Annotated in this window: 25 protein-coding genes; 13 read left to right on the top strand and 12 right to left on the bottom strand. The window is 60.6% G+C overall.

Annotated elements, in window-relative coordinates:
- Positions 1-224: 224 nt before the first annotated feature.
- From leuA to LDN90_RS13540, 3 genes are all read left to right on the top strand, one after another.
- On the top strand, positions 225-1,964 hold the full coding sequence (leuA, locus tag LDN90_RS13550; RefSeq protein ID WP_216925601.1) for a 2-isopropylmalate synthase: 1,740 nt from the start codon (positions 225-227) through the stop codon (positions 1,962-1,964).
- A gap of 85 nt (positions 1,965-2,049) precedes the next feature.
- The gene (gene recO, locus LDN90_RS13545) at positions 2,050-2,805 is read left to right on the top strand and encodes a DNA repair protein RecO (protein WP_223946153.1); all 756 of its coding nucleotides are present in this window, start codon (positions 2,050-2,052) and stop codon (positions 2,803-2,805) included.
- 2 nt (positions 2,806-2,807) lie between these two features.
- Complete coding sequence (locus LDN90_RS13540; RefSeq protein WP_223946152.1) at positions 2,808-3,632, top strand: isoprenyl transferase; 825 nt, start codon at positions 2,808-2,810, stop codon at positions 3,630-3,632.
- A gap of 15 nt (positions 3,633-3,647) precedes the next feature.
- Here LDN90_RS13540 and LDN90_RS13535 read toward each other — a convergent pair whose 3' ends face one another.
- Genes LDN90_RS13535 through LDN90_RS13525 form a run of 3 tightly spaced genes read right to left on the bottom strand, consistent with a single transcriptional unit; the run spans position 3,648 to position 7,414 of the window.
- The gene (locus LDN90_RS13535; protein ID WP_216925604.1) at positions 3,648-4,721 is read right to left on the bottom strand and encodes an alpha/beta hydrolase; all 1,074 of its coding nucleotides are present in this window, start codon (positions 4,719-4,721) and stop codon (positions 3,648-3,650) included.
- A complete protein-coding gene (locus tag LDN90_RS13530) occupies positions 4,718-5,725 on the bottom strand; it encodes an alpha/beta hydrolase (RefSeq protein ID WP_223946150.1) in 1,008 nt (335 codons plus the stop codon). The genes LDN90_RS13535 and LDN90_RS13530 overlap by 4 nt, the downstream gene beginning before the upstream one ends.
- A gap of 9 nt (positions 5,726-5,734) precedes the next feature.
- The gene (locus LDN90_RS13525; RefSeq protein ID WP_223946149.1) at positions 5,735-7,414 is read right to left on the bottom strand and encodes an FAD-binding dehydrogenase; all 1,680 of its coding nucleotides are present in this window, start codon (positions 7,412-7,414) and stop codon (positions 5,735-5,737) included.
- A gap of 68 nt (positions 7,415-7,482) precedes the next feature.
- Between LDN90_RS13525 and LDN90_RS13520 the strand changes: the two genes are divergently transcribed.
- Positions 7,483-8,565, top strand: coding sequence for a quinone-dependent dihydroorotate dehydrogenase (locus tag LDN90_RS13520; protein ID WP_223946147.1), 1,083 nt, complete (start codon positions 7,483-7,485; stop codon positions 8,563-8,565).
- A gap of 106 nt (positions 8,566-8,671) precedes the next feature.
- Here the strand turns inward: LDN90_RS13520 and LDN90_RS13515 are convergent, their stop codons facing one another.
- On the bottom strand, positions 8,672-9,265 hold the full coding sequence (locus LDN90_RS13515; protein WP_223949295.1) for a DUF3043 domain-containing protein: 594 nt from the start codon (positions 9,263-9,265) through the stop codon (positions 8,672-8,674).
- A gap of 118 nt (positions 9,266-9,383) precedes the next feature.
- Here LDN90_RS13515 and LDN90_RS13510 point away from each other — a divergent pair, with 118 nt between their 5' ends.
- The 5 genes from LDN90_RS13510 (at position 9,384) to LDN90_RS13490 (ending at position 14,630) form a co-directional block, all read left to right on the top strand.
- Positions 9,384-10,856 carry a dipeptidase gene (locus LDN90_RS13510; protein WP_216925608.1) on the top strand — a complete coding sequence of 491 codons (1,473 nt, stop codon included), beginning with the start codon at positions 9,384-9,386 and terminating at the stop codon, positions 10,854-10,856.
- 199 nt (positions 10,857-11,055) lie between these two features.
- Entirely contained in the window at positions 11,056-11,445 is a 390-nt protein-coding gene (locus LDN90_RS13505) for an iron-sulfur cluster assembly accessory protein (protein WP_223946146.1), read from the top strand.
- A gap of 182 nt (positions 11,446-11,627) precedes the next feature.
- The gene (coxB, locus tag LDN90_RS13500; RefSeq protein ID WP_216925610.1) at positions 11,628-12,500 is read left to right on the top strand and encodes a cytochrome c oxidase subunit II; all 873 of its coding nucleotides are present in this window, start codon (positions 11,628-11,630) and stop codon (positions 12,498-12,500) included.
- 10 nt (positions 12,501-12,510) lie between these two features.
- A complete protein-coding gene (gene ctaD, locus LDN90_RS13495) occupies positions 12,511-14,232 on the top strand; it encodes a cytochrome c oxidase subunit I (protein ID WP_216925611.1) in 1,722 nt (573 codons plus the stop codon).
- Positions 14,229-14,630 (top strand): cytochrome c oxidase subunit 4, encoded by a 402-nt coding sequence (locus LDN90_RS13490; RefSeq protein ID WP_216925612.1) that lies wholly within the window; start codon positions 14,229-14,231, stop codon positions 14,628-14,630. Before ctaD ends, LDN90_RS13490 begins: the two co-directional genes overlap by 4 nt.
- A 120-nt stretch (positions 14,631-14,750) precedes the next feature.
- Here the strand turns inward: LDN90_RS13490 and LDN90_RS13485 are convergent, their stop codons facing one another.
- A complete protein-coding gene (locus LDN90_RS13485) occupies positions 14,751-15,044 on the bottom strand; it encodes an HPr family phosphocarrier protein (RefSeq protein WP_216925613.1) in 294 nt (97 codons plus the stop codon).
- 164 nt (positions 15,045-15,208) lie between these two features.
- Here LDN90_RS13485 and LDN90_RS13480 point away from each other — a divergent pair, with 164 nt between their 5' ends.
- Positions 15,209-15,997 carry a GntR family transcriptional regulator gene (locus LDN90_RS13480; RefSeq protein WP_223946145.1) on the top strand — a complete coding sequence of 263 codons (789 nt, stop codon included), beginning with the start codon at positions 15,209-15,211 and terminating at the stop codon, positions 15,995-15,997.
- 99 nt (positions 15,998-16,096) lie between these two features.
- Here LDN90_RS13480 and LDN90_RS13475 read toward each other — a convergent pair whose 3' ends face one another.
- The 4 genes from LDN90_RS13475 to LDN90_RS13460 all read right to left on the bottom strand — a co-directional run bounded on the left by LDN90_RS13475 (position 16,097) and on the right by LDN90_RS13460 (position 20,468).
- A complete protein-coding gene (locus tag LDN90_RS13475) occupies positions 16,097-17,770 on the bottom strand; it encodes a cytochrome bc complex cytochrome b subunit (protein ID WP_223946144.1) in 1,674 nt (557 codons plus the stop codon).
- The gene (locus tag LDN90_RS13470) at positions 17,748-18,818 is read right to left on the bottom strand and encodes a Rieske 2Fe-2S domain-containing protein (RefSeq protein ID WP_216925616.1); all 1,071 of its coding nucleotides are present in this window, start codon (positions 18,816-18,818) and stop codon (positions 17,748-17,750) included. Before LDN90_RS13470 ends, LDN90_RS13475 begins: the two co-directional genes overlap by 23 nt.
- 99 nt (positions 18,819-18,917) lie before the next feature.
- A complete protein-coding gene (locus tag LDN90_RS13465; protein WP_216925617.1) occupies positions 18,918-19,706 on the bottom strand; it encodes a c-type cytochrome in 789 nt (262 codons plus the stop codon).
- An 87-nt stretch (positions 19,707-19,793) separates the two neighbouring features.
- Positions 19,794-20,468, bottom strand: coding sequence for a heme-copper oxidase subunit III (locus LDN90_RS13460; protein WP_216925618.1), 675 nt, complete (start codon positions 20,466-20,468; stop codon positions 19,794-19,796).
- A gap of 112 nt (positions 20,469-20,580) precedes the next feature.
- Between LDN90_RS13460 and trpD the strand changes: the two genes are divergently transcribed.
- Positions 20,581-21,648, top strand: coding sequence for an anthranilate phosphoribosyltransferase (trpD, locus tag LDN90_RS13455; protein WP_223946142.1), 1,068 nt, complete (start codon positions 20,581-20,583; stop codon positions 21,646-21,648).
- 64 nt (positions 21,649-21,712) lie between these two features.
- Here the strand turns inward: trpD and LDN90_RS13450 are convergent, their stop codons facing one another.
- Both LDN90_RS13450 and LDN90_RS13445 read right to left on the bottom strand, forming a co-directional pair.
- On the bottom strand, positions 21,713-21,991 hold the full coding sequence (locus LDN90_RS13450) for an Lrp/AsnC ligand binding domain-containing protein (protein ID WP_216925620.1): 279 nt from the start codon (positions 21,989-21,991) through the stop codon (positions 21,713-21,715).
- 63 nt (positions 21,992-22,054) lie between these two features.
- A complete protein-coding gene (locus LDN90_RS13445; RefSeq protein ID WP_223946141.1) occupies positions 22,055-22,444 on the bottom strand; it encodes a DUF3054 domain-containing protein in 390 nt (129 codons plus the stop codon).
- Between the two features lie 148 nt (positions 22,445-22,592).
- Here LDN90_RS13445 and LDN90_RS13440 point away from each other — a divergent pair, with 148 nt between their 5' ends.
- Positions 22,593-22,970, top strand: a complete 378-nt coding sequence (locus LDN90_RS13440; protein ID WP_216925659.1) for a VOC family protein — start codon at positions 22,593-22,595, stop codon at positions 22,968-22,970.
- 50 nt (positions 22,971-23,020) lie between these two features.
- Here LDN90_RS13440 and ligD read toward each other — a convergent pair whose 3' ends face one another.
- Entirely contained in the window at positions 23,021-24,259 is a 1,239-nt protein-coding gene (ligD, locus tag LDN90_RS13435) for a non-homologous end-joining DNA ligase (RefSeq protein ID WP_223946140.1), read from the bottom strand.
- Between the two features lie 102 nt (positions 24,260-24,361).
- On the opposite strand from ligD, the gene LDN90_RS13430 reads away from it, so the two are divergent.
- Entirely contained in the window at positions 24,362-26,110 is a 1,749-nt protein-coding gene (locus tag LDN90_RS13430) for a pyruvate dehydrogenase (protein WP_223946137.1), read from the top strand.
- Positions 26,111-26,120 lie beyond the last annotated feature (10 nt).

The following is a 26,120-nucleotide window of genomic DNA, read 5'->3' as shown; positions in this document are numbered from 1 at the left end:
CGGCGTTGCCACCGTCGCTGCGTCTGCATAGTGGACGTTGCATGAGGTGTTGCAATGTCATCATACGCACCGTGTTACTGTGAACCTGTGCGTGCGGGAATGCTTCTTCTTAGCTGCCGCGGCGAGGCCTGAAAGCTATCTGAAAGCTGGGCCACCCTCGCCGCGGAGTTTAGTTGTGCCCGGCTAAGCTTTCATTTAGATCTTAGAGAAAAGGCCAACACGACATGCGTAATGCACAAAAGCCCTCCGGTATGCCGATTCACCGCTACCTGCCCTTCCAGGACCAGATCACTGTCGAAGTTCCGGATCGCACTTGGCCGGACAAAGTCATCACCAAGGCTCCACGCTGGTGTGCAGTGGACCTGCGCGATGGCAACCAGGCGCTGATCGATCCCATGAGCCCGGCGCGCAAGCTGAAGATGTTCCAGCTGCTGGTCAACATGGGATTCAAGGAGATCGAGGTTGGGTTCCCCTCCGCATCCCAGACCGACTTTGATTTCGTTCGGCAGCTGATCGAAGGCGGCCATATTCCGGACGACGTCACTATTCAGGTCCTCACCCAGGCGCGTGAACACCTGATCGAACGGACCTATGAGTCCTTGGTGGGTGCCAAGCAGGCGATCGTGCACCTGTACAACTCCACTTCTGTGCTGCAGCGCCGGGTCGTCTTCAACCAGGACGAGGATGGCATCCTTGATATCGCCCTGCAGGGTGCCCGCCTGTGCAAGAAGTATGAAGAGACGCTGACCGATACCCACATCACCTACGAGTACTCTCCGGAGTCGTTCACTGGAACCGAGCTGGAGTATGCAGCCCGGGTTTGCAACGCGATTGCAGATGTTTTTGAAGCATCAGCGGACAAGCAGGTCATTATCAACCTGCCTGCCACGGTGGAGATGGCTACTCCGAACGTTTACGCCGACTCCATTGAGTGGATGCACCGCAATCTGCATCCCCGCGACGGCATCATCATTTCGCTGCACCCGCACAACGATCGCGGTACCGGCGTTGCTGCCGCGGAGCTCGGCTATCTGGCCGGAGCAGACCGCATTGAGGGCTGCCTGTTCGGCAATGGGGAGCGCACAGGAAACGTTGACCTCGTCACCCTGGGCCTGAACATGTTTGTCCAGGGCGTAGACCCCATGATCGACTTCTCCGACATCGACGAGATCCGCCGCACGGTTGAGTACTGCAACCAGTTGCCGGTTCCCGAACGTTCGCCCTATGGTGGCGATCTCGTCTTCACTGCCTTTTCCGGCTCGCACCAGGACGCCATCAAGAAGGGCTTCGAAGCACTGGAGAAGGATGCTGCAGCGGCGGGCGTGCCCGTGGACGACTTCACCTGGCAGGTTCCGTACCTGCCTATTGATCCCAAGGACCTGGGCCGAAGTTATGAAGCTGTCATCCGGGTCAACTCGCAGTCCGGCAAGGGCGGCGTCGCATACCTGCTGAAGAACGAGCACAACCTCGATCTCCCGCGGCGCGCCCAGATTGAATTCTCCGGCGTCATCCAGCGCCGGACAGACGCTGTTGGTGGCGAGGTCAGCGGGGCGCAGCTCTGGCAGATCTTCCAGGACGAATACCTGCCCTCCGATGAGGAACAAGCCCAGTGGGGCCGGTACTCCTTGGGCAGCGTAAGCACCGAAACGGACGAGTCCGGCGCCATGACCATGAACGCGAACCTGCGGATTGATGGCGTGGAGGTGCGCAGGACCGGTCACGGTAATGGTCCAATCGCCGCGCTCCTGGACATCCTGCACCACGACGGCGTTGATGTCCGGGTGCTCGACTACAGCGAACACGCATTGTCAGAGGGCGGCAGCGCAAGTGCGGCTGCTTATGTTGAGTGCGCGGTGGGCGAACGTGTCCTCTGGGGTGTGGGAATCGATCCCAGCACCACTACTTCCTCACTCAAGGCACTCATCTCTGCCGTAAACCGGGCAGTTCGGGACGCCCGGGCCTAACGCCTGGACCGTGTGGTGACGGGAAATACCGTCACCACACGGTCTTGTGTCCTTCTTGGCCACCGGCTTAGTGCGAAGATTAGTTGTGGCCAATCCCTCCTCATTTGCAGCACGGTCCTACCGGGACGATGCCGTTGTGCTCCGCACCCATAAGTTGGGCGAGGCAGATCGGATTATTACCCTGTTGACCAAGCATCATGGGCAAGTCCGTGCGGTCGCAAAAGGTGTGCGGAGGACCACCAGCCGTTTCGGCGCCCGGCTGGAACCGTTCATGGTGGCCGACTTGCAGCTTATCTCTGGCCGAACTCTGGATATCGTCACCCAGGCTGTTGCCAAAGGCGCCTATGGGAGCAGCATTGCAGCGGACTATGGCCGCTTCACTGTAGCTGCTGCCATGACGGAGACGGCCGAGAAGCTTACGGACGCGGACGCCGAATCCGGCACTGCCCAGTACAACCTCCTGGTGGGTGCCTTGGCGGCGCTCAGCCGCTCGGACCATGCTCCAGAACTTATCCTGGACTCCTATCTCCTGCGCGCGTTGGCCACTGGTGGATGGGCGCCGAGCTTTACTGATTGCGCGCGGTGCGGCAAGCCCGGGCTGCACACGGCCTTTGCCGCACCACTGGGTGGAATGGTGTGTGGCGATTGCCGCCCTCCTGGCTCACCGGCCCCGGCGCCGGAAACCGTGGTTTTGCTCGGAGCCCTCCTCACCGGGGATTGGAGGGTCGCTGACGCCTCGGATTCGCGGCATCGACGCGAAGCAGCCGGACTGGTGGCCAGTTACCTGCAATGGCATTTGGAACGCGCCTTGAAATCACTCAAACATGTGGAGCGAAGCTGACTGTGGCACTTGGAAAGAAAAGCAAGACAACCCGGACACGGACTTCGCCCGTAGTGGCCCCTTATGGACATCGTTCAGGTGCCGTTCCGCCCAATATTCCAAGTGAACTTATTCCGCAGCATGTAGCGATTGTCATGGATGGCAATGGGCGTTGGGCCAACCAGCGGGGATTGCCACGAATTGAGGGGCACAAGGCCGGCGAGCCGGCACTGCTGGATGTTATGGCCGGAGCCATTGAACTAGGCATCAAGTACGTTAGCGTGTATGCGTTTTCCACCGAGAATTGGCGACGATCCCCGGAGGAAGTCCGCTTCCTGATGGGATTTAACAAGGACGTGCTACGTCGCCAACGGAACCAGCTCGATGAATGGGGGGTCCGGATCCGCTGGGCCGGTCGCCGACCCAGGCTTTGGGGCTCGGTGATCCGTGAGCTTGAAGAGGCCGAGGAATTCACCAAGGCCAATGACACCTGCACGTTGACCATGTGTGTTAACTATGGTGGCCGGGCGGAAATCGCCGACGCCGTCTCGGCCATAGCCGAGGATGTTGCCGCCGGGCGACTCAAGCCGGGATCGGTGACGGAAAAGACCATCCAGAAGTACCTGGACGAGCCCGACCTCCCCGATGTAGACCTCTTCCTGCGCAGTTCCGGGGAGCAGAGGTTGTCAAACTTCCTGCTGTGGCAGTCCGCATATGCCGAATTCGTCTTCATGGACACGTTGTGGCCGGACGTAGACAGGCGCACCCTTTGGGACGCCGTCGAGATTTACGCCAAGCGGGATCGCCGCTACGGCGGGGCAGTCGACGCAGCCCCGGCCGCAAATTAGCATGGGCCTGCTACTTCAATACGGGTAGGACGAAAGCCAGACCGACACGTCATGGTACGCCTGTTGACGGATGGTCCTCCGCGACAAGAAGATGTCGTGCAGCGCCCCTGGGTAGCGGAACACAGCCGTTCGCCTGCCCAGGCCCAGCGCGCGCCGGGACGTCTCCTCGACGTCGATCACGGCATCGGCCCTCATGAGGTCTGACGTCCATTCCGCCTGGATCCGGGTCCGGCCCGATAAAAGGACCAGTACCGGAGCATCGATGTTGAGTTTTCGCTCTACCGTTTTATGGCCGGCAAGCACTGCCTTTGTCCAACCGGCGCGGATGGGGAATGAGGCGCGCGGACGCCAGATGGGATCCAGCGGCCACTCGCCATGGGCCTGGTTGCTGACGCTCTCCCAGTACGCAGGCATCTCAGGGAACCTGAACGGACGCTTGGGGTCCGTTCGCGCGAAGGGCTCCACCAGGTGCATGGCGATGCTGCGAACCAGGCTGCTGCCCTGGAGCTCCAGCCAGGGCGAGTTCAGGACAAGTGTCCCGATCCTGCCTGGATGGCGGTCCGCCCACAAAGAAGCAATCAGACCTCCCAAGGAGTGCGCGAGCATATGAATGGTTGGCGACGCTGGACTGTTGGTCCGGGCCACAACGTCTCGTTCGATCTCCAGTAAGGCTGCTTCGATGTCTTCGTCGTAAACAGCCAGATCGGTTGTGTATCCGGGCGTCTGGCCAGGTAACAGGCTCCGCCCAAATTTCCGTAGGTCCAGCGCATAGAAATGAAAGCCGGACGCCGTCAGGTACTCGGCCAGTTCGGTCTGGAGGAAGTAGTCAGCCCAGCCGTGCAGGTAGAGAACCACTCGTGGCGCCCCCGTGGGATCCACTGACGCCGCACGTCGCCTGCGTTGCGTGAAGGTGGAGAAGAAATCAAGGATGCCGTGAGGAGTTGAAGCTGTGACGGGCGGGGCATGCCTGATGAGTGTTGCCTTGACAGGGCCCTCCTCGTCAGGAGAAAGGGGGAGTTCCAGACGCTCGTATCCGGCGCCCAGGATGTCAGGTTGCCACAGGGATACCGATTCTTCAGTGGTGGTCATGTGTCCCCTTCCTGCCGTGCCTGCGGCAAGTCACTTTCCATGTATCCGCGAATCCATCGTGAAAGCCTCGCGTAGGCATCGGCCCGGACGTTGGGTGCGGACAGGAAGACATCATGCAGCCCGCCATCCACTCTTTCCAGAGTCACGCTGCGCCCCAAGGCCATGGCACGCAATGCGATGATCCCGACGTCCAGTACAGCATCCGAACGCCGCATGGACTCCTGCCACACCATTCCGTTGGCGCTGGCTGCCGATGTCAGAACCAGGACCGGGATGTCCAGGTCCAGGCCGCGTGCAACCTGTGAGTGGCCGGCCAGGACGGCGCTAAGCCAACCGGCCCTGACGGGAAAGGCCAAGGGTGGCCGGTACTTTTCATCCAGCGGCCATTCGCCTTCGGCGGTATTGCTGATGCTACGGAAGTAGAATCCACGCTCCGGCAGCCTTAAGACCATCTCGGGCCGGACTCTGGCAATGGGTCCCACCATGGCTTGTGCGGCACGCCGTACGATCGAGTTGCCGTGCATCTCAAGCCAGGGGCTGTTCAGGATCAGGTATTGAACTTGGCCTTGGTGTTTGCTCGTCCACAGCGCCGCGATGAGGCCGCCGGTGGAATGGCCCATCAGTGCAACGCCGTTGAGGCGGGATCCCGGGCTGTCGCTGCGGATGACCTCGATGGCGCGGCTTATTTCGGCGTCGTAGTCGCCAAGGTTGGCCACGTAACCGCCTGGCGAACCTGAAGTCAGGCTCCGTCCATGGTTATGCATGTCCAATGCATAGAATTCGTAACCGTGCCCTGCCCAAAACCTGGCAAGTTCCACGTTGAAGAAGTAGTCGCTCCAGCCGTGCAGGAATAGCAACGCACCTTGCGGGGCTTGGCCGTCGTGAGTGGCCGACTCAGGCCGGTGGCGGACAAGGGTCGCACGGCGCACCACACCGTCAGGTCCTTCCACGTCCAAGGCGCATGACTGGAAGTCCATTCCCAGTATGTCGGTCGACCAATCCATGCCTTCAGCTTAGACACTCGCCGCTGCATGGCGTCCCGCGGCCCTGCCCGTGAAAAGACATCCACCCAGGAAGGTGCCTTCCAGTGCCCTGTACCCGTGGATACCGCCTCCGCCGAAGCCCGCCGCTTCACCGGCTGCGTAAAGGCCCGGGATCGCCCGGTCTTCCTGGTCCAGGACCCGGGATCGGAGGTCAGTCTGCAGCCCTCCCAGACTCTTCCTTGTGAGGACGGACAGCCTGATGGCAATGAGTGGTCCGTGGGCAGGATCCGCCAGGCGGTGTGGGGGAGCCACGCGCATCAGTTTGTCAGTGGCAAAACGGCGGGCCGCGCGGATAGCAGCCAATTGGGGGTCCTTGCCCAGCCCGCTGGCCACTTGAAGGTCGCGGGCGCGCACCAGCGCGTCCAAGTGGTCAGCGCTGACCAGTTGATTTCCAGCGAGTGCGTTCATTTTTCCGGCAAGGTCATGAGGCGAGGATCCCTGAATGAAATCGATGCCTTTGTCCAGGAAGCGTTGTATGGGAGTATCGCTGCCTGGTTTCAGTCGCGAAACGAGCAGTGACACGTCCCTCCCGGTCAGGTCCGGGTTCTGCTCGGATCCGGACAGCGCTAGTTCCTTGAGGGCAATGGTGCGATTCAGGACGAACCACGAATAGCTGTGACCGGTGGCGACGATGTGCCGAAGCGCGCCAAGGGAATCGAAACCCGGAAATAGAGGCGCCGGCAACTGTTGCCCATCCGCATCCAACCACAGGGATGACGGACCGGGAAGGATGCGGATGCCGTGCTTGGGCCACACCGGATCGTAGTTGTGGATTCCTTCGGGGTAGTGCCACATGCGGTCTCCGTTCACCAACGATGCACCGAGGGATTCCGCTACAGGAAGGAAATCACCATCCACTGAAGCGGGAACACCGCTGAGCATGTCCAACGGTGCAGCGTTGCCCGGCCATTGCCGACGCACGGTCTCGTGATTGCCGCCGATGCCGCCGGTGGTCACTACGACAGCGCCGGCCCTGGCCTCGAAATCCCCGACGGCGGATCGCGAGGACGCTTGCCCGCGCACCGCCGTCGAGGGTTCCAGTATCTGGCCCGTGACGCCCGCCACCCGGCCGGCCGTCGTCGCCAATGAAGTAGCCCTATGCCGGAAGTGCAGCGATACCCTTCCGGCCTGGACGCCTTCCTGTACCTTTGCTAAGAACGGCTCCAGGAGGGCGGGGCCAGTTCCCCACGTAACGTGGAATCGCGGAACTGTGTTTCCATGTCCCTGGGGACCATAACCCCCGCGTTCTGCCCATTGCACCAGAGGGAAGATGCCGACATCGAGGCTCTTCAACCAGGCGCGCTTCTCACCGGCCGCAAACTGGACATACGCTTCGGCCCACTGCCGCGCCATCGCATCGTGTTGCCGGTCAAAGCCTGCGGAGGCCGTCCAGTCCGAGAGCGCCAATTCAGCGCTATCCCTGACACCCAGCCGGCGCTGCTCCGGGGTGTCAACCATGAACAAGCCCCCGAAGGACCAATGCGCCTGTCCACCCAGCGATGCCGCTGGTTCCTGGTCCAGGATCGCCACGCGCTTGCCTGCCGCGTAGGCGGTTGCCGCCGCTACCAGTCCGGACAGCCCTGCACCTACAACGACGACGTCGGCGAGGATTCGATTCCCATGATTTGCATCACGATCTTGTAGCGGCATGCGTACATGCTAGCCGCAGGCAAGGTCACGGGTTTGGTGTGTTGTCGGTAAACCGGAAAACTAGGACCATGCGTGTTTACCCCACCTTCTTCAAGCTCGCCTTCTCCTGGATGGATGCCGAGAAAGCCCACAAGATCGGCTTTCAAGCGATCCGCGCGGCACACCGCACCGGTGCAGGCCGGGTCCTAGCCAGGATCACAGCTCCGGATGCGTCCCTTCGAACGGAGGCTTTTGGGTTGACGTTCCCCTCTCCCTTCGGCCTCGCGGCCGGCTTTGACAAGGAAGGCCACGGAATCGAAGCACTGGCCGATCTGGGGTTTGGCCATGTGGAGGTCGGAACCATCACCGGGCAGGCGCAGCCGGGCAACGAAAAGCCGCGTCTGTTTCGATTGATTGAGGACCGCGCCGTTATCAACCGGATGGGCTTCAACAACGACGGTGCAGCAGCAGTGGCTCCGCGGCTCAAGTCGGCGAAAGCTGCACTTCAGCGCCTGCATGCCGATGTGCGGCCCGTTATTGGTGTCAACATCGGCAAGACGAAAGTTGTTGAGTTGGATGAGGCCACAGAAGACTACCTCGTCAGCGCCCGGAGCCTCGCTCCCGCCGCGGACTACCTGGTGGTCAACGTCAGTTCGCCCAACACGCCGGGGCTTCGGCTGCTCCAGAACGTGGAAACTCTCCGGCCGCTGCTCCGGGCCGTGGGGGATGCCGCAGATGAAGCTGCTGGTCGCCACGTTCCCCTCCTCGTCAAGATTGCGCCTGACCTGAGCAATGAGGACATCGACGACGTCGCACGGCTTGCGCTTGACCTCAAGCTGGACGGCATCATCGCAACAAACACCACCATTGCCCGGGACGGCCTCGTCACTGATGCTGCGAAGGTTGGATCACTGGGGGCCGGTGGGCTTTCAGGTGCCCCGTTGAAGCAGCGATCACTGGAGGTGCTGGGACGACTCAAGGACGCCGTGGGGGATCAGCTCGTACTCATTGCCGTGGGCGGCGTGGAGTCAGCCCAGGATGTCCAGGACCGTTTGAATGCAGGGGCAACCTTGGTGCAGGGCTACACTGCGTTCCTTTATGAGGGCCCGTTCTGGGCGTCACGCATCAACAAGGGCCTCGTCAAGATCCGTAAGCGCGGCGCGCTGGTCTAAGGCTTCCAAGCAGGACCCAATACGAAGACCCCGTAACACGAAGACCCCGGACCAATGGTCCGGGGTCTTCGTGTAAGTAGTGGGTTGGGGCCTCTTTGGCGTGGCGCTAGGAGGGGTATTGGCCGCGCTTGACCTGTGGCTTGGGGAGGCGAAGCTTTCGGAACTGCAGCGCGCGCATGCATCCGTACCAGACTGCGCCTCGCTCGACGTCGCCGAACTTTTCGCCCAAGCGCTTGCGCAGCTTGCGCGAGAGGATGAAGGCATCCACAAAGACAGCCAGGAACATGATCCAGAATCCAACCAGGACATAGGTGATCTGTGAACTGGTGGCCGGGACAATCAACGAGATCACCACGAAGAGCAAGGCGCCAAACATCAGGTATTCACCCAGGCTGAATCGGGCGTCGACATAATCCCGAACGAAGCGTTTCTGGGGGCCCTTGTCCCTCAGCGGGAGGTACTTTTCGTCGCCCGTGTCCAACGCCTGCCGCATCTTCTGCCGCTGGTCCTGAACCGCGACGCGTTCGGCCTCCTTCGAAGCTTTGCGGTCAGTGGGCACCAAGGGGCGCTTGCGGGCAGCCTCCTGGTCCTTCCGCTTCGGCGTAGGGGCGCCCTTTCCGGCACCCGGCTCCTGGGCGGCGGCATGGGCCTGGTCTACTACTGCTTGAGCGCTGGGCTCTTCCTTTTTGCGTCCGAACACCCATACAGAATACCCCGCAGGAAGGTGGCGAAGATTACGGACGTCGGTGGTCTCCTTCCCGCGTGGGAGCCCATCGCGCCTTCCTTCGCGTTCCCGTGGTCGGCTGTAAAGTTTGGGCATGACATCAGAACATGCGGAGATCCCGCAGAATCAGCGACGGAACTCCGGCCACAGCACTGAGCGCCCGTCGTCGAACGAGGCCATCCACTCCGAAGTTGTGGACGCTTTGGCTAAAGCAGTAGATGAATCATTTAGCGCGACTCTTGGCTCCTTGAAGGACCTCGTCAGTATCCCGGGAATTGCGTGGCCAAGCTTCGACCCCGCCGAACTGGATCGCAGCGCCGAAGCTGTCGCGTCCTTGGTAAGGGCCGCGGGAATGGACGATGTCCGAATTCTGCGCTGTGACAAATCGGATGGGACGCCCGGCGGCCCCGCCGTCGTCGCGCGCCGTCCGGCCCGCGACGGTAAGCCCACGATTCTCTTGTACGCGCACCACGACGTCCAGCCTCCAGGTGACCGGACACTATGGGCCTCCGAGCCTTTCATCGCGGAGGAGCGGGAAGGCCGGCTCTATGGTCGCGGCGCGGCTGACGATAAAGCCGGCATCATGGCCCACATGGCGGCTTACGCTGCTGCGACGAAGGTCCTGGGTGACGAGTTTGGCCTCGGCGTGACTTTCTTCTTTGAAGGCGAGGAAGAAGCGGGCTCGCCCACCTTCAGGACATTCCTTGAGGAACATCGCGAGCTTCTCCGCTCCGATGTCATCGTGGTGGCGGACTCCAGCAACTGGAAGGTCGGCATTCCGGCCTTGACCACCAGCCTGCGCGGGCTCGTGGATGGCACCTTCGAAGTCCGCGTGCTGGAGCACGCGGTGCATTCGGGAATGTACGGTGGGCCGGTGCTGGACGCCCCGACCCTGCTGTCCCGCCTCATCGCGACCCTCCACGACCACGAAGGAAATGTGGCTGTGGCCGGCCTCGTTGGAAATGACGACGTTGCGGTTGACCTGACGGAGGCCGAATACCGCGCCGACGCGTCAGTGCTCGACGGCGTCAAACTCGCCGGAAGCGGAACAATCGGTTCACGTTTGTGGACCAAGCCGGCATTGTCCATCATCGGCATGGATGTTCCCGCCGTTGCCGTTGCCTCAAATACGCTCATTCCCGCAGCCCGGGCCAAATTCAGCATGCGCCTGGCCCCTGGGCAGGATCCCGACGCCGCCATGGAGGCTTTGCGAAACCACGTTGAGTCCCACGCACCATTCGGCGCCGAAGTAACATTCACGCCGGGGGAGCGGGGCAATGCCTTTGCGACCGATACCTCATCAGCAGCTGCCAGGGTTGCGCTCTGGGCCTTGGGGGAGGCCTGGGGAGTCCAGCCGGTGGAAATGGGAATCGGCGGCTCCATCCCGTTCATTGCCGACCTGACTGAGGTGTATCCCGATGTCCAGATCCTGGTCACCGGCGTCGAAGATCCTGATTCCCGGGCCCACAGTGCCAATGAATCATTGCACATCGGCGATTTCCGTCATGCAGTGCTGGCGGAGTCGCTGATGCTGGCGCGGCTTAACGCCGAAGGCTTGGACCGCTAAGCAGCATGCTGTTGGATTTCCGGCTGTCTTCCTGCAACGCCAGGCACGCCGGGAACAAGTAATTGCAGTCTGTGGTTACGTCAGGAGTTATAGCTCAGCGTCTGCGCGACGTAGCATGGAGCTATAACCCGTACGTAATTGGGTAAGGGCAGGCTGCGTTCCGGCGCCGCCGCCAGGAGCGTCATAAGAAGGTAGGCCAATGAGCACTGCAACCAACGAAAACAGCACCGGAGCACAGCTCGTCCCCGACGAGGAGCTTCCCACGCACGAGGTCAATCTGACCGATATTGCAGCAGGCAAGGTCCGCAGCCTCCTCGAACAGGAAGGGCGCACCGATCTGCGTCTGCGTGTTGCAGTCCAGCCGGGCGGCTGCTCCGGCTTGATCTACCAGCTCTACTTCGACGAGCGCCTTCTCGACGGCGACGCCGTCCGCGACTACGACGGCGTTGAAGTGGTAGTAGACAAGATGAGCGTCCCATACCTGAGTGGGGCCAGTATCGACTTTGAGGACACCATCTCGAAGCAGGGCTTCACCATTGATAACCCGAACGCCGGCGGGTCTTGCGCTTGCGGCGACTCGTTCCACTGACGTGAGCTATCGCCGCATGTCGGCGCCCCTCTGCATGCGTTCCAATGCATTCGGAGCCACGGCGCCGACATGTGCGCGAAAACCGCTTCATAGCGGTAAGCTCTACATCGGGTAGTAAAACTTTTAGTGTGCCCGGTGGCCTTTGGCCTGCCGGGAGACAGCAACAAGAGGAAGGGCCGTCTGTGAGTTCGCAGAACCGAACCGGCAGCCGACGCATAAAGATCACCTCGATCACTGGCTTGGCACTAGCCAGCGCGTTGGTTTTGACCGGATGTTCACCAGAGGTAGAGAAGGGTTGGCTGCCAACTGAGCGCGGCACGACCAACCACACTGACCGGATCATGGACCTCTGGGTCAACTCATGGATCGCCGCCTTGGCAGTCGGTATCATCACGTGGGGCCTTCTGGTCTGGTGCATCATCGCTTACCGCCGCCGTAAGGGCACCACGGGTTTCCCGAAGCAGCTCAGCTACAACCTGCCGCTTGAGGTCTTCTATCTGACCATTCCGCTGTTCATGGTGCTGGTGTTTTTCTACTTCACCGACCAGGACCAGCGCGCGATCGATGACCGCTCGCAGCCGGCAGACGTCGTCGTTGACGTCCGCGGCAAGCAGTGGGCTTGGGACTTCAACTACAAAAAGGGCGAGGTCATTAACGAAGACCTCCACGAGGCCGGCGTTCAGGCCCACCTGACCGGCAACGAGGTCAATAAGGACCTGCTCCCAACGCTGTACTTGCCCGTTGGCAAGTCCGTTGACCTGGAGCTTAACTCCCGCGATGTCATCCACTCTTTCTGGGTTCCGGCCTTCCTGCAGAAGCGGGACATGATCCCCGGCAAGACCAACTACATCAGGTTCACTCCTACCAAGGAGGGCACTTTCGATGGCAAGTGCGCCGAACTCTGCGGTGAATACCACTCCGAAATGCTGTTCCGCGTCAAGGTTGTCTCCGAGTCTGAATTCCAGGACCACATGGACAAGCTTCGCCAGGACGGCAACACGGGCCTGCTCGGTGCGGAATACGACCGCAACCCGGACCTGATCGAAACCAAGTAAGGGGAGCGACGTGGCTACTTACACTCAATCCGCCGGGACCCTAGAGGCTCCCGTAGTTCCTAAATCCAAGGGACGCATAGTCGTCAACTGGATCACCTCCACGGACCACAAGACCATCGGGTACATGTACCTCATCGCGTCTTTTGTGTTCTTCTGCCTCGGTGGCGTCATGGCGCTGTTGATCCGTGCTGAGCTGTTCGAACCCGGTATGCAGATCCTGCAGACCAAGGAACAGTACAACCAGATGTTCACGATGCACGGCACCGTGATGCTGCTGATGTTCGCGACACCGCTCTTCGCAGGCTTCACGAATGTCATCATGCCGCTGCAGATTGGCGCCCCCGACGTCGCCTTCCCGCGATTGAACGCGCTTGCCTTCTGGTTCTTCCTCTTCGGCTCCACCATTGCTGTGTCCGGCTTCATCACGCCGCAGGGTGCTGCATCGTTCGGCTGGTTCGCGTATGCGCCACTGTCGAACACCACCTTTACGCCCGGCGTCGGTGGTGACCTGTGGGTATTCGGCCTCGCACTGTCGGGCTTCGGCACCATCCTTGGTGCCGTCAACTTCATCACCACGATCATCTGCATGCGAGCCCCGGGCATGACCATGTGGCGTATGCCGATCTTCACCTGGAATGCCCTGGTGACGTCCATCCTCGTCCTGATGGCCTTCCCGCCGCTGGCCGCAGCCCTGTTCGCCCTCGGCGCGGACCGTAAATTCGGTGCCCACATCTTCGACCCCGAAAACGGCGGCGCCGTTCTCTGGCAGCACCTCTTCTGGTTCTTCGGCCACCCGGAGGTATACATCATCGCCCTGCCGTTCTTCGGCATCGTGTCCGAGATCTTCCCGGTGTTCAGCCGCAAGCCGATCTTTGGTTACAAGGGCCTTGTCTACGCAACCATCGCAATTGCCGCGCTGTCCGTCACCGTGTGGGCACACCACATGTACGTGACCGGGTCTGTGTTGCTTCCGTTCTTCGCTTTCATGACCATGCTGATCGCGGTGCCCACCGGCGTGAAGTTCTTCAACTGGATCGGTACTCTCTGGCAGGGCTCCATTACCTTTGAGACTCCGATGCTCTGGAGCATTGGCTTCCTGGTGACCTTCCTCTTCGGTGGCCTCACCGGTATTATCCTGGCGTCGCCGCCGCTGGATTTCCATGTCTCGGACTCGTACTTCGTCGTTGCCCACTTCCACTACGTCGTCTTCGGCACGGTTGTGTTCGCCATGTTCGCGGGCTTCTACTTCTGGTGGCCGAAGTGGACCGGCAAGATGCTGAACGAGCGCCTGGGCAAGATTCACTTCTGGCTTCTCTTCCTTGGCTTCCACGGCACCTTCCTTATCCAGCACTGGTTGGGTGTTGAGGGCATGCCCCGCCGTTACGCCGACTACATGCCGCAGGACAACTTCACCTGGATGAACCAGTTCTCCACGATCTCGTCCTTCGTCCTGGGTGCCTCGCTGCTGCCGTTCTTCTGGAACGTCTACATCACCTGGCGCAGCAACAAGAAGGTCGAAGTTGATGACCCTTGGGGCTTCGGAGCGTCGCTGGAATGGGCAACTTCCTGCCCGCCGCCGCGCCACAACTTCACCTCCCTGCCCCGTATCCGTTCTGAGCGCCCGGCACTGGACCTGCACCACCCGGAGTTGGCCCAGGTTCACACCGCCCAGTCCCCGGACCCGGCAGCAGTGCTGCTCGGTAACGCTGACCAGAAGGACGTTCGCAAGTGAAAATCGAATCGTGGCTCTTTGGAGCAGGAGCATTCTTCTTCGTCCCCGTCGCCATCGCCTACGGCCTCCTGACGGAATGGCATGAGTGGGTCGGCGTTCTAGGCATTCTCCTCGTTGGCGGTCTCGTAGGCATGATCGGTGCTTACCTGGGCTTCACTGGCAAGCGGATCGGCATGCGTCCAGAAGACCGTCCCGATGCTGAAATTCACGAGGGCGCGGGCGAACAGGGGCACTTCAGCCCTTGGAGCTGGTGGCCGCTGGTTCTTGGCATTGCATGTGCAAGCGGCTTCCTGGGCCTCGCGGTGGGTTTCTGGATCACGTTCATCGCGGGTGGCATTGCAGTTGTGGCACTGGTCGGCTGGGTCTTCGAATACAGCCGCGGCGACCACGCCCACTAACTAACAGCAGAACAGCATAAGACGACGGGCCCCACCAAAAGGTGGGGCCCGTCGTCGTTATGTTGCCTCTTCACATGGTTAGCTGGGCGTTAGGTAGTCTCCAGCGCCGTCACTAGCCTCTCACCGGCTCTCAGTGCCCTCCAGGACGGCAGATAGGCCCAGAAGGGCGCTATTAGCGGCGGAGACACTTTGATTGCCCTGCAGGGCGTCCACGGCTACCTCAAGAAGTACCTCGCAGCCATGGCCAAAGTCTTCTGTCATTACTTCCAAGAGGGAGCGTGCGTCCACCGGCGGCCCGTCAGGCTTCCGGATGGTAACTGGCAACCCAGTGTCAGTTACGGCACGGACAAACACAGCTGCCGCTCGCGCATGCAACCCTATTTCTGCTGCGACGAAGGATTTCTGCTCCGGCAAGCCAGCTCCTTTGCTAAGACGGAATCTCCGTTCGTGAAATTCGATCCATACAAGCGTAGCCGCCGCTTGGCCTGCACTCCATATCCCACTGTGCGGCTGGTCTAGACCTGTGCCCTGGCTGATCTACCCTTAAGGCATGACTCATTTGATGTTGGGCGTTCGTCATGCCTGAAGCCGCGAGTATCGCCGGTGAAATTGACCGGACCAGCAGCACTCCCATTTACATCCAGCTCCGGGAGATATTGAGGAGTTTCATAACCCAGTCATGTCCGCCTGGTTCGTCGCTGCCGTCTGAGCGGGACCTCTCGCTACGGTTCGGCCTAGCTCGGATGACCGTACGGCAAGCCATTGATGCCTTGGTGGGCGAGGAAGTCATTGAACGGGTGGTGGGACTCGGTACGTTCGTCAAGAAGCCCAAGCTGGATCTCCAGGTGAAGTTGACCTCGTACAGCGAGGAGATGCAACGACGCGGGATGGTACCGGCTGCCAAGGTGTTGAGCTTTGAACAGATTGCTGCCAGTGCTTTTCTGGCCCGGGAGCTTCAGCTTGAAGAGGGCACGCCGCTGGTCCGATTCCGGCGGTTGCTGTTGGCCGACAACGAACCCATGAGCGTTGACGAGAACTTCATTCCGGCACACCGCGTCCCGGGGCTATTGGATGAGGCGCCGCCCACATCGCTCTACAACGTCCTCAGCGAACGCTTCGGGCTGATCATGGAATGGGGAGAGGACATGATCGAGGCAACGGCAGCATCCCCTTCCACGGCGAGGCTGTTGAACGTGGACGTGGGCTCGCCGCTGCTAAAGATCCAGCGTCATGCCTTCGTGGCACGGTCAATGGTGGACTACTCCGTCTCGTACTACCGGGCAGACCGCTACAAGCTCTGGATTCCGCTGCAGCGACCAGGGGTCCGTCCCACACGCAACTATTCCTCCGGTTACCGAACTCAATAGTGTCGGCAGCGGTCCGCAACGCCTCAACAGTGATGGCAAATGCAACAGGGAAGGGCACGATCCGTATGGATCGTGCCCTTCCCTGGTTTCAAGCTGTAACTAGTGGCTGAGGCTCTTCTGGTCCGCGCCAGCCTCGATGGCCTCGTGGTGGCCATGCGCGTGGGCTGCTTCGAGTTCCGCAGGAGTTGCCGGAGCAACACGGTCTTCGAAGAACCACTTGGAGAGCGCTGCACGTCGCTTTTCCTTGCGGGTTACGACACCGTGCTCGTTCGGCGTCGCCGGCAACGGAACCGGAGATTCGAATCCAACGAGCTTGTAGCGCTTGTACTCGTCCAAGGGAGCATGTACTTCGATGAACTCACCGTGGGGGAGCCGTACGATGCGGCCGGTCTCACGCCCGTGGAGGGCGATTTCGCGGTCCTTACGCTGCAGTGCCAGCGCGATTCGCTTGGTCACGATGAAAGCGAGGATCGGGCCGATGAAGAACAGCGTGCGCAACCAGTAGGTGACATCGTTCAGGGATACGTGGAAGTGCGTTGCGATGAGGTCCGAGCCTGCCGCTGCCCACATGACGCAGTACCAAGTGAAGCCTGCAACACCGATCGCGGTACGGGTGGGTGCGTTACGGGGACGGTCAAGGACGTGGTGTTCACGGTTGTCCTTGGTTACCCAGCGTTCGATCCACGGGTACATGAACAGCACGGTGAAGATGATGCCCGCGGGCACGAGTGCCGGCAGCAGCACGTTCAGCGTCAGCGTGTGGCCGAAGATGATGTACTCAAAGTGGAAGTTGTTGATGACGCCAGGCATGAGGCGAAGTGCACCGTCAACAAATCCGATGTACCAGTCAGGCTGGGTGCCGGCGGAAACCGGGGAGGGGTCGTAGGGACCGTAGTTCCAAATCGGGTTGATCGTAAAGGCAGCTGCCATAAGGGCCAGGACACCGAAGACGATGAAGAAGAACCCGCCGGCCTTGGCAGCGTAAACCGGACCAAGGGGGTAACCGACGACGTTGCCATCGTTGCGGCCTGGGCCGGGGTACTGCGTGTGCTTGTGCACGACAACCATGAACAGGTGAATCACGATCATGAGCAGGATCAGGGCCGGTACCAGAAGGATATGAAGCACATAGAGACGACCGATGATCGCTGTGCCCGGGAATTCTCCGCCGAAGAGGAAGAACGAGATGTAGGTACCAATGACCGGAATGGACTTGATAACGCCATCGATGATGCGCAGACCGTTTCCGGAAAGGAGGTCATCGGGGAGGGAGTAGCCGGTGAAGCCAGCAGCCATGGCCAGAATCAGGAGGACGCCGCCCACTACCCAGTTCATTTCACGCGGCTTGCGGAACGCGCCAGTGAAGAAGACGCGCAGCATGTGGACACCCAGGGAGGCAACGAACAGCAGAGCCGCCCAGTGGTGCACCTGGCGCATGAAGAGGCCACCGCGCACATCGAAGGAGATGTTCAGGGATGAGTTGTAGGCCACGGACATTTCGACGTTGTACAACGGTGTGTAGGAACCCTGGTAGTGGGTTTCAGCCATCGAGGGGTCGAAGAAGAAAGTCAGGAATGTACCCGACATCAGGAGGATGACGAAGGAGTACAGCGCCACCTCACCGAACATGAACGACCAGTGGTCGGGGAAGACCTTGCGGCCGAACTCGCGCAGGATGCCGGAGCCACCTACACGCTCGTCCACGAAATCAGTGAAACGGCCAACTTTGGTCTTCGCTACGAAGGGGGCTTCAGCTGTTGATGAGGCGCTCATGCTCGTCACGCTCCCAGTAACTCGGTCCTACAGGTTCTTTGAAGTCGCTGGTAGCGACGAGGTAGCCTTCTGCGTCAACTGCGATGGGCAGCTGGGGGAGCGGACGGCTGGCCGGTCCGAAGATGACCTTGCATTCCTGCGTGAGGTCGAACGTGGACTGGTGGCACGGGCATAGCAGGTGGTGTGTCTGCTGCTCGTAAAGAGCAACCGGGCAACCAACATGGGTGCAGATCTTGGAGTAAGCAACAATGCCGTTGTAGCTCCAGTTCTCGCGGCCCTCGGAGGGGTTCAACGAGTTCGGATCCAGGCGCATCAGCAGAACGACGGCCTTGGCTTTTGCGTTCAGCTTGCCCTCGTGAAGTTCGTTGAGGCCCTCGGGAATGACGTGGAAGGCCGAACCGATGGTGACATCCGAAGCCTTGATGGGAGTGCCATCGGGGTCGCGGGTCAGTCGCTTGAGCTTGCCGCCCTCAGGAGCCCACATGGTGTGTGCAAGCTTGTCGTCAGGACGCGGTCCCAGGTCGCCAAAAATAGCGAGAGCAGGGAGCGGAGCAAGGGCAACGGCACCAAGAAGGGTGTTGCGGATCAGCGGGCGACGCTTAATGCCGGTTTCCTCGACGATGTCGTCGACGATGCGCACGGCAGCCTGGCGATCTTCCTCATGACGGATAGCGTGGCGCTCTTCCGACACTTCGTGATCGGGCATCAGGGCCTTGGCCCAGTGCACGATGCCGGTGCCGATGCCAAGCATTGCGAACGCCGTACCCAGGCCCAGGAGCAGGTTCTGTGTACGGATGTTTGCAATCGTCGAATCGTCGCCCAAATCGATGGCGAAGTACGCCACCAGGAAGATCAGCGTGCCGATGACAGAGGTGCCAAACAAAATGGCTACCTGACGCTCGGCTCGCTTTGCGGCTACCGGGTCCGTGTCAGCCAGGCGCAAACGATGCGGAGGAAGCCCAGGATCCTGGAACTTCTCCACTTCATTCTGACCAGCCGTAGCTACGGTGCCCGAGTGGTTCGGACTGCCGTCACTATGGTTGCCCATAATTCGCCTCATCCTTCTCTCGTTGTCTCGGCTTGAGCCGAGTTAATTTTCAGTTCGAAACTGCTGAGCATGCAGCAGAAGTTTGTTGTCTCGTCCGGACTACGACGTGCGTGACGTCAGCCAGATAGTGAAGGCGATGATGACGCCCAAGCCGGCAATCCAGACGAAGAGACCTTCAGACACCGGACCAAGCGAGCCGAGATCGGCACCGCCCGGTGAGCCGTTGGCTTCGATGGTCTTGAGGAAGGTGATGATGTCGCGCTTACCTTCGGGTGAGACGTTGGAATCGTTGAACACAGGCATGTTCTGCGGGCCCGTGGCCATGGCTTCGTAGATGTGCTTGCCTGTGACGTCTGCCAGTGCGGGAGCGAACTTGCCGCGGGTCAGGGCGCCGCCGGCTGCGGCAGCGTTGTGGCACATGGCGCAGTTGACGCGGAAGAGCTCGCCACCTTTGGCTGCATCTCCCTTTTCGTCAAGGAGGTGTTCTTCCGGAATCGCAGGGCCCGCACCGAGCGATGCAACGTAAGCGGCCAGCTGGCTGGTCTGCTCCTCGTTGAACTGGACGGGCTTCTTCTGCGCCTGGGGGCCATTCATCTGCATGGGCATACGGCCGGTGCCAACCTGGAAATCAACCGCTGCGGCGCCCACGCCGACCAGCGAGGGGCCGTCCTTGGTTCCGCTTGCACCCATGCCGTGGCAGGTGGCGCAGTTGGCAGCAAACAATTTGCCGCCTTGCTCTACGTCACTTGCGCTGTAGCTGGTGGTGTCGGCCTTGGCCTGGTTGACAGATGTGGCAACGGCGTACAGCCCACCAGTGAGGAGGAGGCCCATCAGCAGCAGCGCAATGGCTGCCAGTGGGTGACGTCGCTTCTGCGAGAGTGCCTTCACGTGGTGGTTCCTTTATTCGATCCTGCGTCGGCTCCGCGAGCCGCTTCTTGAAATTCTGCCTCTTGTAGAAAAAGAGTCAAAGCCGGGCTACTTCAGGACGTAGATGACCAGGAAGAGGCCAATCCAGACGACGTCGACGAAGTGCCAGTAGTACGAGGTGACGATTGCGGATGTCGCTTCAAAGTGCCCAAACTTCTTGGCTGCAAACGCACGGCCAATGATGAACAGGAACGCGATCAAACCGCCGATGACGTGAAGGCCATGGAAGCCGGTAGTCATGTAGAAGGCGGAACCGTAGGCATTGGACGACAGGGAAACGTGCTCCGAGACGAGCATGGCGTATTCCGTGGTCTGTCCGGCCACGAAGAACGCACCCATGATGAAGGTGAGAACGAACCATTCGCTCATGCCCCAGCGGGTGAACTGCAGGGGTCCGCCGGTGCGGCGCGGTTCAAGGCGCTCAGCGGCGAAAACGCCCATCTGGCAAGTGAAGGAACTGGCCACAAGGACGATGGTGTTGACGAGCGCAAACGGGAAGTTGAGCTTCGTCGTCTCCTCGGCCCACATCAATCCTGATGTAGAGCGCAGAGTGAAGTACATGGCAAAGAGACCGGCGAAGAACATCAACTCACTGGACAGCCAAACAACGGTTCCAACAGAAACCAGATTGGGGCGGTTCAGCGTCGGGTGCGCCGGGGTACTGGGGGCATGGGTCGCAGATGTCACAAGGACATTATGTCTGTAAAAGTCCAGAGTTCCCAATGCAAACCACCGAATCGGGAGACTTTTTCTACAAAGACGCGAAATCGCGCGGAAAAGTTCCCGGTCGGGTTCACATTGGTCATCGGTGCAGCCCGGTCGATAGCATCAAGGGGTGACTTCTCCGGCATCGGCACCTGCAGCCAGCAATAACTGGCCAGGGCTCATCTCAGCACTGATCAACGGCGACGACCTTGCAGTGGGCAATACAGAGTGGGCCATGAACACGATCATGGCTGGCGAAGCGACTCCAGCGCAGATTGCGGGTTTCCTGGTTGCCCTGCGTGCCAAGGGCGAAACGGTGGAAGAGCTGACCGGCCTTGTGGAGGCCATGCTCCAGAATGCCAACCCCATAGAGATCTCCGGTGAAAAGCTGGACATCGTGGGGACCGGCGGGGACAGGCTGAACACCGTCAACATCTCCACTATGGCAGCTCTTGTTGCGGCCGGTGCGGGCGCGAAAGTCGTCAAGCACGGAAACCGTGCGGCATCGTCTACGTCCGGTTCAGCTGATGTGTTGGAAGCCCTGGGCGTCCGCCTGGACCTTTCGATCGACCAGGTTGCCCGGAATGCGGAGGAAGCGGGAATCACCTTCTGCTTTGCGCAGGTTTTCCATCCCTCGTTCCGTCATACTGCAGTACCCCGGCGGGAGTTGGCGGTGCCTACGGCCTTTAATTTTCTCGGCCCCATGACGAATCCCGCTCATGTTCAGGCTTCGGCAGTTGGCGTCGCCAACGCCCGGATGGCTCCTCTGGTTGCGGGCGTCCTTGCCCGTCGCGGAAGTCGCGGCCTCGTGTTCCGCGGTGACGATGGGCTGGACGAATTGACGCCCACAGGGCCGTCGACTGTCTGGGAGATAAGGAACGGAACTGTCACTGAACAGGTGTTCTCACCCGCTGAGCTCGGTATCGCACCGTCCACTGTTGCGGATCTGCGGGGTGGGGACGCCGCCGCAAATGCAGTGGTTGTCCGTGAGGTGCTTGATGGCAAGACAGGTCCGGTGCGTGATGCTGTCCTCTTGAATGCTGCCGCTGGCTTGGTGTCCGTTGATCTGAACGCCGAGGGTAGCCTTTTGGAGCGGATGCGCGCTGCCTTCGCACTGGCAGCGGAGTCCGTGGATTCAGGTAAGGCCGCCGGTGTCCTGACCAAGTGGATCGCCCTTAGCCAGGGTTCCAAAGGCTAGCCCAAGCGTCAGTCACAGCTACTGTGTTGCCGCTTCGAATTGTGATCTTCGGGGTGCCTGAGCCCTATTCGAATCCCAAAGCAAAGGCGGCGTCGAGATCGTGCTGCGAGTAGGCACGGAACGCTATGTGCGTAGTGGTGTGGATCACTGAATCGACCTTCGACAGGCGATCAGCGATGACGTCCGCGAGATCTTCATGCTTTGACACTCTGGCTACAGCGATCAGGTCCCATTCTCCAGTGACGGAATAGACTTCACTGATGCCCTGGATGGCCGAAATCTGCTCAGCGGTTTCCGGAATGCGCGAAGCATCGGTCTTGATCAGGACGAAAGCGGTGATCACGTGGGGCCCTTCCGGAAAAGCTTCATTGCGGACGCACTTCAGCCTAGTACATGAGAGACCCTTTCAGACCTTGGACTGGCGCTTTCGTGACGTGCGCAGAATTAGCGCGAGAATGACGCGGAAGCCGAGCAGGAAAACACCCAGGCTGATAAGCGCCACGATGACAAAGGGCAACACTACCGTCTGTCCAGTCACCGCCCGGAGCAGCATGCCGATCACTACGGCACCGATCCAGACGCTAATGCCCGAATGCCAGACGGCATAGGGCGCACGCCAAACCCTCGCGGCCAGCCAGGCAACGCAGGCACCGGCGAGGAAGGGCCAGGCGGTAACAAAGGCCCCTGTGATGATGTCTCCCCGGGCATGGGCGTCACGGCCGATCGCAGCGAAGAAGAGAATCAACACGAGGTCGGCGGCGGCAGCAGGAATCCAGGATCTAAGCGATGACGGCATGTTCTGACAGTATCCGGGCGGAAGTGCTGGCGCGAAGTTGACGAACCGCAAGTTCTCTCTCTTGCACTTGGTTTCTGCTGCGGCCACGATGACTGGCAGTAACACACGATGAGTGTCAAAGGACGCACCCCAATTACTGGAGGAAATCATGCGATTCGTTCAAGTAGCCCAGCATGCCGAAGACCTGAAGCGGGCGGCGGCCTTCTACGCTGCACTCCTGGGCACCGAGCCGAAGGCCTTGTACGACCCTCCCGGTCTCCTTTTCTTTGACGTGGGTGGCGTGCGGCTTCTGCTTGAGAAAGGAGCACCGTCCTCTCTGCTGTATTTCGAGGTCGGAGACCTGCACGGCACAGTGGCGGCATTGAAGAGTAAAGGTGTCAAGATCATTTCCGAACCACACATAATCTTCACCCATGAGGATGACCTCCTCGGGCCGGCAAATTCAGAAGAATGGATGGCCTTCATTGAGGACAGCGAGGCCAATACCGTAGGTCTGGTCAGCCGGATAAGGACGGCAGGCGACTGATTCTTGCTTATTCAGCAGTCCCATCGGGCTGGTGCGTACAGTGCATCCGGTTACGAACGGCCGGGCCATTCCTTGCCGGCCCAGGGGTCGTAGTCGGCGATGAGTCCCTCCTGAGCCGGGCGCTTTGCTTCGGGGATGTGCTGCAGGTTCACCCGGACCCTGTACCAGAGCGAACTCGATCCGCGCATCCCATCGACGAGCACATCCGCTGGGTGCAGGTCCGGAAGAAGGTCCGCATGCCGGGCTTTCCATTCATCGAGGGCGGCCAGCGCTTCGGGCTTGGTCTTCGTGCGGGCCACCTCAATGAGTGGCATCGTTGAGACCCGGCGACCTGATCCGTCGCCGGCCCGGGGTGCCTTCTCGGCGGGACCAAGTTCCTTGGCCAAGTCCAACAAGGCTTCAAGGGACCCCACGGCGTCATCGATTCCAGCGTGGGGATCGCCCAGCTGCGCGAAGCGTTCGGGCACCGAGCGGACAGTGAATTGTTCGGGCCTCGTGGAAGTGACCTCGGCCCATGTCAGGGGAGTAGAAACCCGAGCATCGGGCCGGGGCCGTACAGAGTAAGCCGAGGCAACAGTCCGGTCCTTCGCATTCTGGTTGAAGTCAACGAAGACGCTCTCGCCGCGTTCCTCCTTCCACCACCGCGCGGTGGCGAGCCCGGGTGCGCGGTTCTCGACCTCCCGGGCCAGGGTTTCCGCAGCGAGCCGTAGCTCGCCGTAAGACCGCTCCGGGGCGATTCGCACCAATATGTGGAGTCCCCGGGACCCGCTCGTCTTGGGCCACCCCACCAGCCCGACGTCGTCAAGCACTTCGCGCGCCACGTAGGCGACGTCTACGATTTGCGACCAATCAACCCCTGGCATGGGATCGAGGTCGATCCGGAGTTCGTCGGGATGATCGAGGTCCTCGGCACGTACGGGGTGGGGGTTGAGGTCCAGGCAGCCGAGATTCACCACCCAGGCCAAACCGGCAGCGTCCCGGATGACGGTTTCTTCTGCCGACGTCCCCGATGAGTAGTGCAGCGTTGCAGTATCAATGAACTCCGGATGGTTTTCGGGAACACGTTTCTGAAAGAACGGCTCAGCGTCGATGCCCTTGGGAAAGCGCTTGAGTACCATGGGGCGGCCGCCTGCGCCCCGCAGCGCACCCTCGGCAACTGAAAGGTAGTAGCGGACCAAATCCAGCTTTGTTAGCCCGGGTTCGGGGAAAACCACCTTGTCCGGATTCGAGACGCGAACTTCGGCGTCGCCTATGTCCAGAATCTCTGCCGGAGTCTTCGACGGGTTCATGCCGCCACGCTAGCAACGATCGACGGTCCCAGCCAGACCAAGGGCAAGCCGACTATATTGACCATGTCAGTCCACCACCACAATCGCGGGAGCCTGCACACTATGGCCAAGGAACTTGCTACCCAGCTCATCGAACAACTCCAAGCTGCCGGTGTGCAGCGTATTTATGGAATCGTCGGTGACAGCCTCAATCCAATAGTGGATGCGGTGCGCCAAACGGGAGGGTCGGCCAAAGGCGGTATCGATTGGATCCATGTCCGCCACGAGGAAGCGGCCGCCTTTGCTGCGGCCGCCGAGGCGCAATTGACTGGCAAGCTTGCTGTCTGTGCCGGCTCCTGTGGACCCGGCAACCTCCATCTGATCAATGGACTCTACGACGCCAACCGTACTGGGGCGCCCGTACTTGCCATCGCTTCCCATATCCCCAGTAAGCAGATCGGCAGCGGATTCTTTCAGGAAACCCATCCTGACCGGATCTTCACTGAATGCTCGGTGTATTCGGAACTCATCAGCACAGCCGAGCAGGCTCCCCGTGTGATGCATAGCGCTATCCAGAACGCTGTAGCCCTTGGGGGAGTCGCCGTCGTGACCCTTCCCGGCGATATCGCCGGCCTTGAGGCCACCGCGCCGACGCCGTTACCCGCTACGTTTCGGCCTGCACGCCTGATCCCGGATCAGTCGAGCGTCCAGGAACTGGCTGACGCCATCAACGACGCCGGAAAGGTCGCCATCTTCGCGGGTGCGGGCGTCCAGGGGGCCCACGACGAACTCATTGCCTTGGCGGAACTGGTCAACGCCCCGATTGGCCACTCACTGCGAGGCAAGGACTTCGTCCAGTACGATAATCCGTTCGACATCGGAATGACTGGCCTCCTGGGCTATGGTGCGGCAGCGGAAGGCATCGAGGACGCCGATCTGCTGATCCTTCTTGGTACCGATTTTCCCTACGACCAGTTCCTGCCGGACACCCGTACGGCACAGGTTGACCGGGCCGCCCAGCGGTTGGGGAGGAGGACCGACGTCGACATTGCGGTTCATGGTGATGTGCTTCCTACACTGGCCTCCCTTCTGCCCTTGGTCACTCCAAAGAAGAACCGCCGCTTCCTGGACCAAATGCTGAAGAAACACGACCGCCTGATGAACAAGGCCGTGGGCGCTTACACGCGGAAGGTCGAAAAGAAGCAGCCCATTCATCCTGAGTATGCTGCTTCCCTGCTGGACCAAGTAGCCGCGGATGACGCCATCTTCACCGCGGACACCGGAATGTGCAACGTCTGGACGGCCCGCTATATCAACCCGCTGGGCACGCGCCGGCTGATCGGTTCCTTCCTTCACGGGTCAATGGCCAACGCCCTTCCGCACGCCATCGGTGCACAGGTGGCCTATCCGGGGCGCCAGGTGGTTTCTGTCTCGGGTGACGGGGGCTTGTCCATGCTGCTTGGCGAGCTCATTACTGTGGCCGCACATCAACTGCCGGTCAACGTAGTGGTTTTCAACAACTCAACACTGGGCATGGTGAAGCTCGAAATGTTGGTGGACGGGCTGCCCGATTTCGGCGTCGACGTTCCTGACGCAAACTATGCCGCCGTCGCGAAGGCCTTGGGCTTCCACGCTGTCCGGGTGACAGATCCGGCGAACATCGAGGAAGCGTATCGGGAGGCGTTTGCCCACCCGGGTCCTTCGCTGGTGGAGTTCATCACTGATCCGAATGCGCTCTCCATCCCGCCGAAGATTTCCGGGCAACAAGTCCTTGGTTTCGCGACGGCCATGTCCAAAGTGGTCTTGAACCGCGGTGCCGGTGAAGCTGTGAGCATGGCCCGGAGCAACCTGCGCAATATTCCCCGGCGCTGAGAGGAGTCTT

Origin of the sequence: Arthrobacter sp. NtRootA1 (assembly GCF_019976975.1) — a bacterium.
Lineage (GTDB): Bacteria > Actinomycetota > Actinomycetes > Actinomycetales > Micrococcaceae > Arthrobacter > Arthrobacter aromaticivorans.
The sequence above is the reverse complement of the archived record's forward strand: the minus strand, read 5'-3'. Positions and strand labels throughout refer to the sequence as shown.

What these genes read in the sequence shown, in the direction of transcription:
- leuA (WP_216925601.1), top strand. Translation starts at nt 225, where the DNA reads ATGCGTAATGCACAAAAGCCCTCCGGTATGCCGATTCACCGCTACCTG.
- LDN90_RS13535 (WP_216925604.1), bottom strand. Translation starts at nt 4,721, where the DNA reads ATGACCACCACTGAAGAATCGGTATCCCTGTGGCAACCTGACATCCTG.
- LDN90_RS13530 (WP_223946150.1), bottom strand. Translation starts at nt 5,725, where the DNA reads ATGGATTGGTCGACCGACATACTGGGAATGGACTTCCAGTCATGCGCC.
- LDN90_RS13525 (WP_223946149.1), bottom strand. Translation starts at nt 7,414, where the DNA reads ATGCCGCTACAAGATCGTGATGCAAATCATGGGAATCGAATCCTCGCC.
- LDN90_RS13520 (WP_223946147.1), top strand. Translation starts at nt 7,483, where the DNA reads ATGCGTGTTTACCCCACCTTCTTCAAGCTCGCCTTCTCCTGGATGGAT.
- LDN90_RS13510 (WP_216925608.1), top strand. Translation starts at nt 9,384, where the DNA reads ATGACATCAGAACATGCGGAGATCCCGCAGAATCAGCGACGGAACTCC.
- LDN90_RS13505 (WP_223946146.1), top strand. Translation starts at nt 11,056, where the DNA reads ATGAGCACTGCAACCAACGAAAACAGCACCGGAGCACAGCTCGTCCCC.
- LDN90_RS13480 (WP_223946145.1), top strand. Translation starts at nt 15,209, where the DNA reads ATGCCTGAAGCCGCGAGTATCGCCGGTGAAATTGACCGGACCAGCAGC.
- LDN90_RS13475 (WP_223946144.1), bottom strand. Translation starts at nt 17,770, where the DNA reads ATGAGCGCCTCATCAACAGCTGAAGCCCCCTTCGTAGCGAAGACCAAA.
- LDN90_RS13470 (WP_216925616.1), bottom strand. Translation starts at nt 18,818, where the DNA reads ATGGGCAACCATAGTGACGGCAGTCCGAACCACTCGGGCACCGTAGCT.
- LDN90_RS13445 (WP_223946141.1), bottom strand. Translation starts at nt 22,444, where the DNA reads ATGCCGTCATCGCTTAGATCCTGGATTCCTGCTGCCGCCGCCGACCTC.
- LDN90_RS13440 (WP_216925659.1), top strand. Translation starts at nt 22,593, where the DNA reads ATGCGATTCGTTCAAGTAGCCCAGCATGCCGAAGACCTGAAGCGGGCG.
- ligD (WP_223946140.1), bottom strand. Translation starts at nt 24,259, where the DNA reads ATGAACCCGTCGAAGACTCCGGCAGAGATTCTGGACATAGGCGACGCC.
- LDN90_RS13430 (WP_223946137.1), top strand. Translation starts at nt 24,362, where the DNA reads ATGGCCAAGGAACTTGCTACCCAGCTCATCGAACAACTCCAAGCTGCC.